This is a genomic window from Pseudomonas sp. FP603, from assembly GCF_030687415.1.
GTDB lineage: Bacteria > Pseudomonadota > Gammaproteobacteria > Pseudomonadales > Pseudomonadaceae > Aquipseudomonas > Aquipseudomonas wuhanensis.
This window is the reverse complement of sequence record NZ_CP117431.1, coordinates 112,153-127,351: the sequence shown is the minus strand read 5'-3', so window position 1 is coordinate 127,351 and position 15,199 is coordinate 112,153. Positions and strand designations below refer to the sequence as shown.

12 protein-coding genes and 1 pseudogene are annotated in these 15,199 nt (G+C 61.1%); 10 read left to right on the top strand and 3 right to left on the bottom strand.

Annotated features, from left to right (window positions below; genetic code table 11):
• Position 1: 1 nt before the first annotated feature.
• The 3 genes from tssK to tagH all read right to left on the bottom strand — a co-directional run bounded on the left by tssK (position 2) and on the right by tagH (position 3,337).
• Positions 2-1,336, bottom strand: a complete 1,335-nt coding sequence (tssK, locus tag PSH65_RS00555; RefSeq protein ID WP_305424470.1) for a type VI secretion system baseplate subunit TssK — start codon at positions 1,334-1,336, stop codon at positions 2-4.
• 16 nt (positions 1,337-1,352) lie between these two features.
• Complete coding sequence (tssJ, locus tag PSH65_RS00550; RefSeq protein WP_305424469.1) at positions 1,353-1,865, bottom strand: type VI secretion system lipoprotein TssJ; 513 nt, start codon at positions 1,863-1,865, stop codon at positions 1,353-1,355.
• A gap of 74 nt (positions 1,866-1,939) precedes the next feature.
• Positions 1,940-3,337, bottom strand: a complete 1,398-nt coding sequence (gene tagH, locus PSH65_RS00545; RefSeq protein ID WP_305424468.1) for a type VI secretion system-associated FHA domain protein TagH — start codon at positions 3,335-3,337, stop codon at positions 1,940-1,942.
• 406 nt (positions 3,338-3,743) lie between these two features.
• Here tagH and tssA point away from each other — a divergent pair, with 406 nt between their 5' ends.
• From tssA to tssH, 10 genes and pseudogenes are all read left to right on the top strand, one after another.
• Complete coding sequence (tssA, locus tag PSH65_RS00540; RefSeq protein ID WP_305424467.1) at positions 3,744-4,763, top strand: type VI secretion system protein TssA; 1,020 nt, start codon at positions 3,744-3,746, stop codon at positions 4,761-4,763.
• Positions 4,764-4,843: 80 nt separating this feature from the next.
• Positions 4,844-5,353, top strand: coding sequence for a type VI secretion system contractile sheath small subunit (gene tssB / locus PSH65_RS00535; RefSeq protein WP_007894500.1), 510 nt, complete (start codon positions 4,844-4,846; stop codon positions 5,351-5,353).
• Positions 5,354-5,368: 15 nt separating this feature from the next.
• Positions 5,369-6,862: a type VI secretion system contractile sheath large subunit gene (gene tssC / locus PSH65_RS00530; protein WP_305424466.1), complete on the top strand. Its 1,494-nt coding sequence runs from the start codon at positions 5,369-5,371 to the stop codon at positions 6,860-6,862.
• Between the two features lie 159 nt (positions 6,863-7,021).
• Positions 7,022-7,510, top strand: coding sequence for a type VI secretion system tube protein Hcp (locus PSH65_RS00525; RefSeq protein ID WP_007894494.1), 489 nt, complete (start codon positions 7,022-7,024; stop codon positions 7,508-7,510).
• Positions 7,511-7,592: 82 nt separating this feature from the next.
• On the top strand, positions 7,593-8,030 hold the full coding sequence (locus PSH65_RS00520; protein WP_123500799.1) for a type VI secretion system amidase effector protein Tae4: 438 nt from the start codon (positions 7,593-7,595) through the stop codon (positions 8,028-8,030).
• A gap of 8 nt (positions 8,031-8,038) precedes the next feature.
• The gene (locus PSH65_RS00515; protein WP_305424465.1) at positions 8,039-8,473 is read left to right on the top strand and encodes a hypothetical protein; all 435 of its coding nucleotides are present in this window, start codon (positions 8,039-8,041) and stop codon (positions 8,471-8,473) included.
• Positions 8,474-9,027: 554 nt separating this feature from the next.
• Positions 9,028-9,541, top strand: a pseudogene (gene tssE / locus PSH65_RS00510) (type VI secretion system baseplate subunit TssE).
• Complete coding sequence (gene tssF, locus PSH65_RS00505) at positions 9,538-11,397, top strand: type VI secretion system baseplate subunit TssF (RefSeq protein ID WP_305424464.1); 1,860 nt, start codon at positions 9,538-9,540, stop codon at positions 11,395-11,397. The pseudogene tssE and the gene tssF overlap by 4 nt, the downstream one beginning before the upstream one ends.
• A complete protein-coding gene (tssG, locus tag PSH65_RS00500) occupies positions 11,361-12,413 on the top strand; it encodes a type VI secretion system baseplate subunit TssG (RefSeq protein WP_305424463.1) in 1,053 nt (350 codons plus the stop codon). The genes tssF and tssG overlap by 37 nt, the downstream gene beginning before the upstream one ends.
• Positions 12,406-15,084: a type VI secretion system ATPase TssH gene (tssH, locus tag PSH65_RS00495; protein ID WP_305424462.1), complete on the top strand. Its 2,679-nt coding sequence runs from the start codon at positions 12,406-12,408 to the stop codon at positions 15,082-15,084. The genes tssG and tssH overlap by 8 nt, the downstream gene beginning before the upstream one ends.
• Positions 15,085-15,199: the final 115 nt, after the last annotated feature.

Below are 15,199 nucleotides of genomic sequence, written 5' to 3'. Positions count from 1 at the left end.
TTTATCCTCGGATCGCCCAGAAAGCCAGGTTCAGCCCCGGGAATTGCCCCGCGATGTAGAACGCAAAACCGCCGGAGTTGGCCAGTTGTTGCCAATGCTCGCTGCCCCGGTCCAGTTCGTAATAAGTGGAGCCGGCGTGATACGGGATCTGCCGTGGCGCCACCGGCAGCGGCAGCAGGCCAATGCCCGGTAATTGCAGGTTGACCAGGTTGCGGATGTGCTCCACCGAGCCGACCTTGCTCTGTTGGCCGAAGTGGCTGCGCAGGGTTTCGGCGGGTACGTCGGCGCGCACCACCAGGATGAAGCTGGCGCTGTCGAGCAGGGACTTGTCGGCCAGCATCGCCACATGGACGCCGTAGGCTTTTTCGACAATCGGAATCGGCGTGGCCTTGCTGTCGATCAGCATCGATAGCGCCTCACGCAGGGCTTGCATCACCGGCGCGAAACTCAGCGCCAAGTCATCGTGTTGGTATTGCGGGTATTCCTGGGGGCGCCGCCCGGAAGCGGTAAAGGTCGAGAACTCGCCAGCCAGACTCACCAACTCGCTGTAGAACCGCTCGGGGTGCAACGGGCTCAACTGGCTCAAGTGCTGGATCAACGGCTGGGCACGATTGACCAGTTGCAGCAACATGAAATCGGCAATTTCCGAGGCACCGCCGGCACCGGATGCCACCACGCGCCCGGCGAGGGCTTCACCGCGCTGATGCAGCAGGCCCAGCAGTTCGCTGCGGAACGCGGCCAAGGGGGTGGAGGCGACCACATCCAGCAGCGGCGGAATGTAAGTGTCGTCGAGCACCAAGGCACGGTCGGCGCGTTTCTCCTTGATTCGTACCAGGCCGATGGCGGCGTAGTCGCTGATGCCATCCTGGGCAACCAATAATCGCAGCGCCCTCGACCCCACGGCCACCGGGGCCTGATTTTCGAACGGCGCGTTGTCGTCCCGCACTTCGCGCACCTGGCTCACGTAGCGCGCAGCGCCCAGGACTTCGCCTTCGTCAACGGTATCCCGCGCACCGGCGCGCTTGAGCGGCAAGGCCAGGTACACCAAGCCATCGCGCAGGTTGTCATCGACATTCAGCGGGCTAGGCGCCAGGTCATCCTGGGGAATATTGAATGGCGTGCCGTCCGGCAACAGGCCCCGTGCCGAGATGATTGCCAGTTTGCCCTGGGCCAACAGGCCCTGGTCGATCAGCAATTCGGAGAAACCCCAGGCGCCGGCCGACAACGGGCGGCTCCGGGCGTCGATGAGGTTCTCCAGGTAACGGTCATGCTGCTGGAAGTGCTGCGTTCCAATGAACATGCCTTCCGACCAGACCACACGATTGTTCCAGGACATGGGGAGCTCCGATTGCTTATTGGGCAGGGCTGGATGGGGAAACCACGACGGCGCTGCGCACGGCTCGCACATCGAGGCTGATCTGGTATTCGGTGTATTGGCGCGGCGGGACATTCATCACTGCGCGCCACAACGACTGATCCAGCTCGCGATACCCCACCAGTACGCCGATATGGCGGGTGGCCGGGTCGAGGTCGCGCTGCAGGCTCAACTGCTGGCCGGGCTGGATCAGCACTTCGTCCTGGTCGATCAGGTCTGCGCCGAGCGTCGCCTGGGCCCGTTCGGCCAGTGCGAAATAATCGGAACGGCCGAAGGTGGCGGCATTTTTCAATTCGAAAATACGCACCCGGACCGGGGCTGGCTGGCCAGTGGCGCCGGGGTTGAGCCCGGCAATGGCGTGAAAGTGCAACTCGACGGCGGCCGTGTCGGCCTCGGCCTCAGTCTCTTCGGGCTGGGGTTTTGCCGCATCCTTGGCACATGCGGTCAGCAGAAGCGCGGTGGCAACTGCGAGTAAAAACCTGGGAATCATCCTGCGTCCTCAATGACGTTTCAGCTATCCGTTGTTCCGTTCTTTGCTATGAATGGCGCTATGCGATGCGATGCTCAGCCGCGGCGCTGCCTTGTACTGTGTTCTTCGTAGGCGCGGCTGAACTCCCGACCGAACAGGTCCTGGAAATCCTCTTGGGCCTCGCGGGAAATATTGCTGTAGAGCTCGGTGAACTGCTGCCAGTACTGGGCCTGTCGCGAGCCATTGAAAATGCTCGACAGGCCACCGGGCTTGCCCATGCGCTCTTCCAGTTGCGCCGGCTCGAAGCGCGCCAGCAGGTGCTTGATCGCAGCTTCCACGCCGGCCATCACCGCCAATTGGTGGGCACGCAAGTCATCGAAACTGTCACGTACCGCCAGGTCCGGCGCCATGAACGCCTGATTGCTGTGGCGCAACAGCAACAGCAATGCTTCATCGACGTTGGGAGCGAATTTCAGCGGATTGTTTTCCACCGGCTGAATCATCGTTTGCTGAATGCGGAACTCGCCCTTGAGGCTGCTACGGGCGCGCAAGACATCGATCAGGCCTTCGACCATCAGCCGATAACTGCGGCCGATGCTTTCCATTTGTGCTTCGGCCTGGGCCTTGTCCAGGCGCAACTGATCCAGCCCGGCACCGCGCAGAAAGGCTTGCAACAGGTCGGGTTGAGAATTGTCGGCCGGGGTGACCGGGCGTTCGACGATGGCCACGGGCGGTTCGCGTAGGGGTGCCGGTTCGATCGGTGCGCTGATGTGAGGTACGGGCGGCGGCGCAACCTCTGCAACGGGCAGGGCGGCGACAATCACCGGCGCAGGCTTGTCGCTGAACAGGTCCCAATCTTCCGGAATCACCGGGGCCGACGCCAGCGGCGCAGGCGTGGCCACGGGCGTTGGGTTGGGGATCGGAGTCGGTGGGCGGAAGTCGTGTTGCTCGGCCGGGACATGGTCGGGCTGGGTGGCCGGCGGGACGCTGGTCGGTGTCAGAAAGTCGAACAGGTCCGGCATCGTGTCCATGGCCGATACGCCCTGAAAATGTGCAGGTGGTGTCACGGGCAACGACGTCGGCGTATTCACGACGGCGCCCTGACGCCCCATCAGGGCCTCGAAGCTGCTGGACGAATCGGCGAAAGGGTTGCCGTCAGTCACCGGCAGACTGAAATCGATACGCGCCTGGATTTCATAATCACCGATGCGGATAACTTCGCCATCTTGCAACGGCTCGCTGTTGCCCTTGCGCAGACGAAGACCGGCCTTGACCAATTCCACACCGTTAGTGCTGTTATCAGTTAAGTAATACCGGCCATCTTTATATTGAATAACGCAATGTTTTCCGGAAACCAAGCGCTCTGGATCGGGTAATACCCAGTCATTATCAGAATTACGGCCTATTGCCATCACGCCCTGATCCATGGATTTCTCAGGGCACTGGCCAGGGGTAATTTTGTGATAACTAGTGATAGTCAAACACAGCGACATCTTGCCTCCTTGCTGAACACTTTGCGCGCGGGCGAATCGGGATTTACTCCCGTTAGATTCGTTCCGACTACCTTGCAAACAACCTCGAAAACGGCTTTTTACCAGCATGATTGCTGATCTTAACCGGCTTGCGTGACAAAAAACCTGCATCAGTGCTCGCCTCGACCAATCAGTCGCGCAGGTTGTTAAGCACCTCACATCTGTCACACAGAGGAAATAGCTTACCTTGACAAGCCATAAGTACTACACCAAAAATGCATAACTTCTTGAATATAGATGATGGCACTTTAAGATCATTGCGCATCCAAAGGGCTATTACACTCAAGGAAGCATGTGAAGTTCCACCTGGAACTAACATGTGAACTGCCCGACTCTGATAAGTCGGGCGATAGGGAGATCAAATTCAGTGGAAGTGCCTTTGTTGCTCGCCGCCGTTTCCGCGACTTCGCCTTGTGGCGAAGATCTGGAATATGACGCGGATTTTTTGCGCCTGGAACGCGATTCCCTGGGCCAGCCCGAGCGCAGCATGGGCGATTCGATATTGCCTGCCGCCCCCCCCGAATGGCGCAGCATCCAGCAGCAAAGTCTGGATTTGTTGCAGCGCAGCAAAGACCTGCGTATCACCCATTTCCTTTTGCAAAGCTCGCTTGCCCTCGAAGGCGTCACCGGCCTGGCCCGCGTCCTGACACTGATCAGCGAATTGCTCAAGCAATACTGGGCCGACCTGCATCCACGCCTGGATGCCGAAGACGACAACGACCCCACCGTGCGCATCAATGCCCTCGCCGGCCTGACATCCGATGCCACCATTCGCCTGCTGCGCGAAAGCATCCTGGCCCGTTCGCGAACCTTTGGCGCTGTCAGCCTGCGCGCCGCCGCCAATGCCAGCGGCCTGCAAAGCTTCCCTGACGAAAACCTCGGCGCCGAGCAGCTCGCCGGGGCGTTCCTGGATAGCGATCCCGAACAGTTGGAAATTACCCGCGCAGCGTTGCATGAGGCTCGTAGCGTCGCCGAGGCCATCGAGCAACAGATCAGCGAACACGTCGGTTCCGCCCAGGGCGTTGACCTTGGTCCGTTGAAGCAACCGCTCAAAATGGCCTTGCAGATTCTCGGCCAGTTCGCCCCGCAGAGCGGCGACAGCCCCCTGCCCGATTCCATCAGCGACGACAGTGCCGCGCCGGTTGAACACTCCACCGCGCCGAGCACACCGCGCAGCACTGGCGAAATCAACAACCGCGACGACGTGTTGCGCAGCCTGGACCGGATTCTTGCGTACTACACCCGTCATGAGCCCTCCAGCCCGCTGCCGGTGCTGTTGAACCGGGCGAAGAATTTGGTGCACGCCGACTTTGCGGCCATCGTGCGCAACCTGATTCCCGACGGCATGAGCCAATTTGAAAACCTGCGCGGACCAGACGGCGAATAAAAGCGAACGGATCACGCAGTCACGTCACCGGTACCGCCGATGACGCCAACACCGTCGCTTGAGCGACCAGGAGCAGCAACGTGGCGAAGCAAAGTTCTCAGAAATTCATCGCGCGCAACCGCGCGCCTCGAGTGCAGATCGAGTACGACGTCGAACTCTACGGCGCCGAGAAAAAAGTCCAGCTGCCCTTCGTCATGGGCGTGATGGCGGACCTCGCCGGCAAGCCCGCCGAGCCTCTGGCGCCTGTGGCCGATCGCAAGTTCCTCGAAGTGGATGTCGACAACTTCGACTCGCGCCTCAAGGCCATGCAGCCACGCGTCGCGTTCCACGTGCCCAACGAGCTGACCGGCGAAGGCAACCTGAGTCTGGACATCACTTTTGAAAGCATGGACGACTTCAGCCCGGCCGCCGTGGCGCGCAAGGTCGACTCGCTGAACAAGTTGCTCGAAGCGCGCACCCAACTGGCCAACCTGCTGACCTACATGGACGGCAAGACCGGTGCCGAAGAAATCATCATGAAGGCCATCAAGGATCCGGCGCTGCTCCAGGCGCTTGCCAGTGCGCCGAAGCCAGCCGAGCCTCAGGCTTAATCAGGACGAATGATCATGACCGATTCAGTACGTGCAGACGCTCAGACACTGGGCACCATCGAAGAAGCCAGCGAGTTCGCCTCCCTGCTGCTGCAAGAATTCAAACCCAAGACCGAACGTGCTCGCGAAGCCGTCGAGACCGCCGTGCGCACCCTGGCCGAACAGGCTCTGGCGCAGACCGACCTGGTGTCCAACGACGCCATCAAGTCGATCGAATCAATCATCGCCGCCATCGACGCCAAGCTCACCGCTCAGGTCAATCAGGTCATCCATCACCCGGACTTCCAGCAACTGGAAAGTGCCTGGCGTGGCCTGCACTACCTGGTCAACAACACCGAGAGCGATGAGCAACTGAAGATTCGCGTGCTCAACATCTCCAAGACCGACCTGCACAAGACCCTGAAGAAATTCAAGGGCACCGCATGGGACCAGAGCCCGATCTTCAAGAAGATGTACGAAGAAGAATACGGCCAGTTCGGCGGCGAACCTTACGGTTGCCTCGTGGGCGATTACTACTTCGACCAGTCGCCGCCGGATGTCGAGTTGCTGGGCGAGTTGTCGAAAGTCTGCGCCGCCATGCACTCGCCGTTCATCGCCGCCGCATCGCCGACCGTGATGGGGATGGGCTCGTGGCAGGAACTGTCGAACCCGCGCGATCTGACCAAAATCTTCACCACCCCGGAATACGCCGGCTGGCGCTCTCTGCGCGAATCGGAAGACTCGCGCTACATCGGCCTGACCATGCCGCGCTTCCTCGCGCGTCTGCCATATGGCGCCAAGACCGATCCGGTGGAGGCCTTCGCCTTCGAAGAAAGCACCGACGGTGCCGACAGTTCCAAGTACACGTGGGCCAACGCTGCTTACGCGATGGCGGTGAACATCAACCGTTCGTTCAAACACTTCGGCTGGTGCTCGCGCATTCGTGGCGTGGAGTCTGGCGGTGAAGTGGAAAACCTGCCGGCGCACACCTTCCCGACTGACGATGGTGGCGTGGACATGAAGTGCCCAACCGAAATCGCCATTTCGGACCGCCGCGAAGCGGAACTGGCGAAGAACGGTTTCATGCCGCTGCTGCACAAGAAAAACACCGACTTCGCCGCGTTCATCGGCGCCCAGTCGTTGCAGAAACCGGCCGAGTACGACGACCCGGACGCCACCGCCAACGCCAACCTGGCTGCGCGCCTGCCGTACCTGTTCGCTACCTGCCGTTTCGCTCATTACTTGAAGTGCATCGTGCGCGACAAGATCGGCTCCTTCAAAGAGAAGGACGAAATGCAGCGCTGGTTGCAGGACTGGATCCTCAACTACGTCGACGGTGACCCGGCGCACTCCACCGAAACCACCAAGGCCCAGCACCCATTGGCGGCGGCCGAAGTGATCGTCGAGGACGTGGAAGGCAACCCGGGGTACTACAACTCCAGGTTCTACCTGCGCCCGCACTATCAGCTCGAAGGGCTGACCGTGTCGCTGCGTCTGGTATCCAAGCTGCCTTCGGCCAAAGGCGCATAAAAACGCCCTTGATGTGATCGTTCCCACGCTCTGCGTGGGAATGCCGCCCGGGACGCTCCGCGTCCCAGTGACGCAGAGCGTCACCCGATGCGTTACCACGCAGAGCGTGGGAACGATCAGCAAAAACACAATGTGGTAGAGACCACACAGGGAGAAAACATGGCTGTTGATATTTTCATCAAGATCGGCGACATCAAGGGCGAGTCCATGGACAAGGCCCACAAGGACGAAATCGACGTCTTGAACTGGAGCTGGGGCATGTCTCAGTCCGGCAACATGCACGTGGGCAGCGGCGGCGGTGCCGGCAAGGTGAATATCCAGGACCTGTCGCTGACCAAATACGTCGACAAGGCCTCACCGAACCTGATGATGCACTGCGCCAGCGGCAAGCACATCGACAAGGTCAAGCTGACCGTGCGCAAGGCCGGCGGCGAAAGCCAGGTCGAGTACATGATCATCAACCTGGAAGAAGTGCTGGTCACTTCCCTGAGCACCGGCGGCTCGGGCAGCGATGATCGCCTGACCGAAAACCTCACCCTGAACTTCGCCAAGGTGCTGGTGGACTACCAGCCGCAAAAAGCCGATGGCACCAAGGAAGGCGGACCGGTCAAGTTCGGCTGGAACATCCGCCAGAACGTCAAGGTGTAATCGAACGTGCCCCCGTCGTTATGCGTCGGGGGCATTTTGGTGCTTGCTCGAATCCAATCCTTTCCCATCCGGTGTCTGAGTCATGGCCAAGCCTTCGTTTATTAATTTGTGGAGCAGCTATCCCACCGTCAAGGATCCATGCGACCAGCCCTGGGGCAACCAGTGCGCGATTCGTATGAGTGTCGCGTTGAATGGCGAGCTGACCATCAAGGTCAACAAATCGACCTACACCGATCCCAAATGCAAGCATGACCATGCCCGTGGCGCCGAGTCTCTGGCGAACTGGCTGTGGCGGCATCATTTGGGGCGTCCGACCATTTTGAGTGGTAGCGCAGCCGATCGTCTGAAACTCAGCCAGAAGACCGGAATCATCTTTTTCAAGGATTGCTTTAGCCGTGCAAACGAGCCTGAAAGCGAGCGCTCAGGCGACCACATCGATCTATGGAATCGTGGCCGAACCAAAGGCTTCTTTGATGGTGATTTCCTTTCCAGACAGGTCTGGTTCTGGGAGTTGACATGATAGGGCCAATGCTCCGAGCGACACTCCTGTGCGGCCTGCTGATCAGTTTGAATGCCTGCGCTGAAACCGATCCAGACCAACTCGACGCGCCCGCTCGCACTCAAGGAACGTTCGCCGGCCAGCTACTTAAGCTAGTCGACCAGAACGGTCAATGCGCCATCCTCAAACCTGATCAGACTCATTTGGTGTTGGGTATGGAATGGCCGTGCTATTTCAACCTGAACCCAAAGGGTGAATTGCGGGTAGAAATGTTCAGAGACGTCCCGATTTTCCTGGTCGAGCGGAGCGTCCCCGAACCATCGCCTAGTCGGGACTGCGATACAAAATCCCAAGCCGTACGCAAAATCAACGGCGTTCTGGAAGCCTCGTCGGTCAACCCCAGTGCCATGTGCGGGCTCGGCCAGCAAGACCAGAAAATGTTTACGGCACTATTCCGGTGGTAACCGAAATCGCCATCCGCGATCGCCTGCAACCGTCCCTCCCGGCCCGGTTGAATGCGCCGATGGCGTTTACTGCTTGCTCCAATCCAGTCCTTTCCTGCTCGGTGCCCGAGTCGGGGTCAGGTCTTCGTTTATCAATGAAAAAGCATCTGCTCACCGTGTGCCTGGCGATGAATTTCATCAGCCTGGGCGCATGGGCCCAACATGCTGAACCGACGGCCACCCAGGCAGTCTTCGTCGGGCAACAACTCAGATTGGTTGACGATCAGGGCCGATGCACACTGGTCAAACCCGACCAGACTCGTATGAGGCTGGACATGGAATGGCCTTGCAGCTTCAGTTTGGATAAACCGCAAAGGCTGCGTGTAGAGACCTTCAACGACATTCCGATATTCGCGGTCTGGCGTAGCGAGCACATGCCAGCGCCTAGTCGCGACTGCCTCAGCAAAATGCAGGCTATACGCCAAATCAACGGGGCCCTGGAAGCGGGCGCCGCGAGTAACTATGCCTCCTGCGGCTCGGGCGGGGACCAAAAAAATGTATGTGGGGCCATTTACGTGGTAACCGAAATCGCCACCCGCGATCGCCTGCAACCGTCCCTGCTGGACCGGTTGACCGACGACGACCCGAGCAACCTGAAGGAAAGCGCCGACAAGCGCGTGCTATCCCTGACCCAACTGAAAGCCTCGGTGCTGCGTGATTTGGCGTGGCTGCTCAACACCACTTCATTGCTCAGCGCCGATGCGACGTTGCACACCCCCGGCCGGCACGTCGGTGGTCAACTTCGGGCTGCCGGCCCTGGCCGGCAACAGTGCGTCGAACGTCGATATCGCGGCGCTTGAAGCGCTGATCCACCAGGCTATCGCCACGTTCGAACCGCGGATTCTGCGTAACACGTTGCGCGTGCGGGCCCGGGCATCCGCCGAGATGAACCACAACGCCCTGAGTTTCGAGATCGAAGGCGATCTCTGGGCCCAGCCAGTGCCGCTGCGCCTGATGCTGCAAACCGACCTGGACCTGGAATCCGGCCATGTGCGAGTGATCAACGCCGATCAGCGGAGACGCTCATGAACCCGCGCCTGCTGGAACTGTACAACCAGGAATTGCACCACGTGCGCGAAAGCGCGGCGGAGTTCGCTCAGGAATACCCGAAAATCGCCAGTCGGCTGACGTTGTCCGGCATGGACTGCGCCGACCCGTACGTCGAGCGCTTGCTGGAAGGGTTCGCCTACCTGACGGCGCGGGTACAGCTCAAACTCGATGCCGAATACCCGACCTTCACTCATAACCTGCTGGAAATCGCGTACCCCCATTACCTGGCGCCAACACCGTCGATGACCGTGGTGCAATTGCAGGCCGACCCTGATGAAGGCTCGCTGAGCAGCGGCTTCCCGCTGCCCCGGGACACGGTTCTGCGTGCCGCCCTGGGTCGCGAAACCCAAACCTGCTGCGAGTACCGCACCGCCCACGCGGTGACGTTGTGGCCGTTGCAGGTCAGCCAGGCCGAGTATTTCGGCAACCCGTCCGCCGTGCTCGGGCGCATGGCCGCCAGCGAACCCAAGGCCAAGGCCGGTCTTCGCCTGACCCTGCGCACCGGCGCCGAACTACCGTTCAACAGTCTGGCCCTGGACAACCTGCCGCTGTACCTCAGCGGTGCAGACGAACAACCCTTCCGCCTCTACGAACAGCTGCTGGGCAACGTCTGCGCCGTGTTCGCCCGTCAGCCCGGCGGTGATTGGGTGGAACGCCTGCCGCAGGACGCGCTGCGTTCCGTGGGATTCGATGACACCGACGCCGCGCTACCAGTGGTCTCGCGGGCCTTCCAGGGCTATCGCCTGTTGCAGGAATACTTCGCCCTGCCCCACCGCTTTCTGTTTGTCGACTTCACCCAATTGAGCCGGGCGGTCAAACGCTGCGACGGCCAGACACTGGAATTGATCGTGCTGTTCGACCGTCACGATCCGAGCCTGGAAGGCAGCGTCGGAGCCGCGCAGTTCCTGCCGTTCTGCACCCCGGCCATCAACTTGTTTCCCAAACGCCTGGATCGCATCCACTTGTCGGAACGGGTCAATGAACACCATGTGATCGCCGACCGCACCCGGCCGATGGATTTCGAGATTCATTCCCTGACCACCCTCACCGGCCACGGCACCGGGTCGGAGCAGCCTTTTTTGCCGTTCTATGCGGTACGCGATCCGTCTCGTTATGGCCGCGATCAAGCCTGGTACACGGTGCGGCGCGAACCCCGCGTGCTGTCCAGCGGCCAGCGGCGCAACGGCCCGCGTTCGACTTACATCGGCAGCGAAACCTTCGTCAGTCTGGTGGACAGCCAGCAGGCGCCTTATCGCCACGACCTGCGCCAACTGGGCGTAACGGCGTTGTGCACCAACCGCGACCTGCCGCTGTTCATGAGCGTGGGCAATAGCAAGACCGACTTCACCCTGGCCGACAGCGCACCGGTAGCGGCGGTGCGCTGCGTGGCAGGCCCGAGCCGCCCACGCGCCAGTCATGCCCATGACGCCAAGGCGTGGCGGCTGATCAGCCAGCTGTCGCTCAATTACTTGTCCCTCAGCGAGCAAGGCCAGGGCGCCGCCGCCCTGCGCGAACTGCTGCGCCTGTATGGCGACAGCAACGATGCGGCGTTGCAATTGCAGATCGAAGGCCTGCGCGAAGTCAGCAGCAAGGCCTGCACCCGACGCTTGCCAATGCCGGGCCCGATCGTGTTTGGTCGTGGCCTGGAGATCACCCTGGAATTCGATGAAAACGCGTTTCGCGGCACTGGAGTCTTCTTGCTCGGTGCCGTGTTCGAGCGCTTCCTGGCACGCTACGTGTCGATCAACAGTTTTACCGAGACGGTGATCCGTACCACCGAACGCGGCGAGATCATGCGATGGAAAGCCAAGCCCGGACGCCGTCCGACCCTGTGAGTACTCTGGATGCGATGCACCAGGAGCCCTGGGAATACGACTTCTTCCAGGCGTTGCGGCGCATCGAGTGCGAATCACCTGAACTGCCGCGCCTGGGCCATTCGTTGCGCCTGGCCGATGATCCACTGCGCCTTGGGCAACAGGCCGATTGCACCTTCGCCCCGGCGACCCTGGCTTCGGTACAGCCGGGCGTCGACGGTGCGCCGGCGCGCCTGGAGCAGTTCTTTTTCGGCCTCGGCGGCCCCAACGGCCCATTGCCGCTGCACCTCACCGAATATGTGCGCGAACGCCAGCGCAACAACGCCGACAGCACCAGTAAACGCTTCCTGGATGTGTTCCATCACCGCCTGCTGAGCCTGTTTTACCGGGCCTGGGCCGAAGCGCGGCCGACGGTCAGCCATGATCGCCCGGACGATGACTACTGGTCGGCACGCCTGGCAGCACTGAGCGGCCGGGGCATGCCGAGCCTGCTCAAACAAGGGCTGATCCCCGACACGGCGAAGTTGCATTACAGCGGTCATCTGTCGGCACAAACCCGCTACCCGGACGGTTTGAAGGCCATTCTCAGCGAGTACTTCGGCCTGCCGGTGGAGATCGAAGAGTACGTCGGCCAATGGCTGCAGCTGCCGGAACGCAGCCGCGTGGGCGTCAGCGCCCATCAATTGGGCGTGGATTTTTGCCTGGGCCGTTACGTCTGGGATCGCCAGCACAAATTCCGCATTCGCCTGGGGCCACTCAAGCTGGATGACTACATGGGCATGCTGCCCGGTAGCCAACCCTTCAATGAGCTGGTGGCCTGGGTGGCCGAATACCTGGGCCATGAACTGGACTGGGATCTGAACCTGATTCTGAAACAGCCCGACGTACCGGCGTTGCAACTCAATCGCCAGTTCCGCCTGGGTTTCAATACCTGGCTGGGCCAACCCGAAAAAGATGCCAAGGATTTAATACTGGCCCGGCACTACGCCGAGCAGGCCAACACCTCACAGATCTCAAGGAGCCATGAGCATGGGTGAAATCAGTCGCGCCGCGTTATTCGGCAAACTCAACAGCGTGGCCTACAAAGCCATCGAAGCCGCCACCGTGTTCTGCAAGTTGCGCGGTAACCCTTATGTGGAGCTGGCCCACTGGTTTCATCAGTTGCTGCAATTGCAGGACTCGGACCTGCACCGCATCATCCGTCAGTTCAATATCGAGCCGGCACGCCTGGCCCGGGACCTGACCGAAGCCCTGGACCGTTTACCACGGGGCTCGACGTCCATCACTGACTTGTCCTCCCATGTGGAAGAAGCCGTGGAGCGCGGCTGGGTCTACGGCAGCCTGATGTTCGGCGAAAGCCAGGTGCGTACCGGTTACCTGGTGCTGGGCATCCTCAAGACGCCGAGCCTGCGCCATGGGCTACTGGGGCTGTCGGCGGAATTTGACAAGATCAAGGTCGAGGCCCTGAGCGAGCGCTTTGACGAATACGTCGGTGACTCGCCGGAAAATGCGCTCAGCGCCAGCGATGGTTTCAACGCAGGCAGCGTGCCCGGTGAAGCCAGCGGCGCCATGGCTCCCAGCGCCATGGGCAAGCAGGAAGCACTCAAGCGCTTTACCGTCGACCTCACCGAGCAGGCCCGCAGCGGCAAGCTTGATCCGATTGTCGGGCGTGACGAAGAAATCCGCCAACTGGTGGACATCCTCATGCGCCGTCGGCAGAACAACCCGATTCTGACCGGTGAAGCCGGCGTCGGTAAAACCGCCGTGGTCGAAGGCTTTGCCCTGCGCATCGTCGCCGGTGACGTACCTCCGGCGCTCAAGGACGTGGAACTGCGCAGCCTCGACGTCGGCCTGTTGCAGGCCGGTGCGAGCATGAAAGGTGAATTCGAACAGCGCCTGCGCCAGGTCATCGAAGACGTCCAGGCCTCGCCAAAACCGATCATCCTGTTTATCGACGAAGCCCACACGCTGGTCGGTGCCGGTGGTGCCGCCGGCACCGGGGATGCGGCCAATCTGCTCAAACCGGCGCTGGCCCGGGGCACGTTGCGCACCGTGGCCGCCACCACTTGGGCCGAGTACAAGAAGCACATCGAAAAAGACCCGGCCCTGACTCGCCGCTTCCAGGTGGTGCAAGTCGCCGAGCCGTCCGAAGACAAGGCGCTGCTGATGATGCGCGGCGTGGCCTCGACCATGGAGAAACACCATCAGGTGCAGATCCTCGACGAAGCCCTGGAAGCCTCGGTCAAGCTCTCCCATCGCTACATCCCGGCGCGCCAGTTGCCGGACAAATCCGTGAGCCTGCTGGACACCGCCTGCGCCCGGGTCGCCATCAGCCTGCACGCCGTGCCGGCCGAAGTGGATGACAGCCGTCGCCGCATCGAGGCGCTGGAAACCGAACTGCAAATCATCGCCCGCGAGCATGCCATCGGCATCGTCATCGGCGCCCGCCAAACCCAAAGCGAAAACCTGCTGAGTGCCGAACGCGAACGCCTCGCCGAGCTGGAAAGTCGCTGGGCCGAAGAGAAAACCCTGGTGGACGAACTGCTCGCCACCCGCGCCACCCTGCGCGAGCGCGTCGGTGTGGTGGACAGCGAGGACGGCAGCGAGACCAGCCACGCCTTGCGCGAAAAACTGGTGGACCTGCAACAGCGCCTCAGCACCCTGCAAGGCGAAACCCCGCTGATTCTGCCGACGGTCGATTACCAGGCCGTGGCCTCGGTGGTCGCCGACTGGACGGGTATTCCGGTGGGCCGCATGGCCCGCAACGAACTGGAAACTGTGCTCAACCTCGACCTGCACCTGAAGAAACGCATCATCGGCCAGGACCACGCCTTGCAGATGATCGCCAAACGCATCCAGACCTCCCGCGCCGGCCTCGACAACCCGAGCAAACCGATTGGCGTGTTCATGCTCGCCGGCACCTCCGGTGTGGGCAAGACCGAAACCGCCCTGGCGCTGGCCGAAGCCATGTACGGCGGCGAGCAGAACGTCATCACCATCAACATGAGCGAATTCCAGGAAGCTCACACCGTGTCCACCCTAAAGGGCGCGCCACCGGGCTATATCGGCTATGGCGAAGGCGGCGTGCTGACCGAAGCCGTGCGGCGCAAACCCTACAGCGTGGTGCTGCTGGATGAGGTGGAAAAAGCCCACCCGGACGTGCACGAGATCTTCTTCCAGGTCTTCGATAAAGGCGTGATGGAGGACGGCGAAGGACGGGTGATCGACTTCAAGAACACCTTGATCCTGCTGACCACCAACGCTGGCACCGAGTTGATTGCCCAGGTCTGCAAAGACCCGCAAAACGTGCCCGAACCCGAAGCGATCGCCAAGGCCCTGCGCCAGCCGCTGCTGGAGATTTTCCCGCCGGCATTGCTGGGCCGCCTGGTGACCATTCCGTACTACCCGCTCAGCGACGAGATGCTCAAGGCCATTACCCGCCTGCAACTCAACCGCATCAAAAAGCGCGTGGAGAACACCCATAAAGTGGCCTTCGACTACGACGACGCGGTGATCGACCTGATCGTCTCCCGCTGCACCGAAACCGAAAGCGGCGGGCGGATGATCGACACCATCCTGACCAACAGCCTGTTGCCGGACATGAGCCGCGAGTTCCTCACCCGCATGCTCGAAGGCAAAGCGCTGGCAGGCGTGCGGATCAGCGCCCGGGATAACGAACTGCACTACGACTTCAGCGACGCCGCATAGCCCCTGGAGGAATGCGGTCAGTGTGGGAGCAGGCTTGCCTGCGATAGCGGTGTATCAATCGGCATCAATGCTGAATGTCCCACCGCTATCGCAGGCAAGCCAGCTCCCACACTTG

Coding starts and splice junctions, on each gene's coding strand:
- tagH (WP_305424468.1), bottom strand. CDS start 3,337: ATGTCGCTGTGTTTGACTATCACTAGTTATCACAAAATTACCCCTGGC.
- PSH65_RS00525 (WP_007894494.1), top strand. CDS start 7,022: ATGGCTGTTGATATTTTCATCAAGATCGGCGACATCAAGGGCGAGTCC.
- tssC (WP_305424466.1), top strand. CDS start 5,369: ATGACCGATTCAGTACGTGCAGACGCTCAGACACTGGGCACCATCGAA.
- tssJ (WP_305424469.1), bottom strand. CDS start 1,865: ATGATTCCCAGGTTTTTACTCGCAGTTGCCACCGCGCTTCTGCTGACC.
- tssK (WP_305424470.1), bottom strand. CDS start 1,336: ATGTCCTGGAACAATCGTGTGGTCTGGTCGGAAGGCATGTTCATTGGA.
- tssG (WP_305424463.1), top strand. CDS start 11,361: ATGGAAAGCCAAGCCCGGACGCCGTCCGACCCTGTGAGTACTCTGGAT.
- PSH65_RS00520 (WP_123500799.1), top strand. CDS start 7,593: ATGGCCAAGCCTTCGTTTATTAATTTGTGGAGCAGCTATCCCACCGTC.
- tssH (WP_305424462.1), top strand. CDS start 12,406: ATGGGTGAAATCAGTCGCGCCGCGTTATTCGGCAAACTCAACAGCGTG.
- tssF (WP_305424464.1), top strand. CDS start 9,538: ATGAACCCGCGCCTGCTGGAACTGTACAACCAGGAATTGCACCACGTG.
- PSH65_RS00515 (WP_305424465.1), top strand. CDS start 8,039: ATGCTCCGAGCGACACTCCTGTGCGGCCTGCTGATCAGTTTGAATGCC.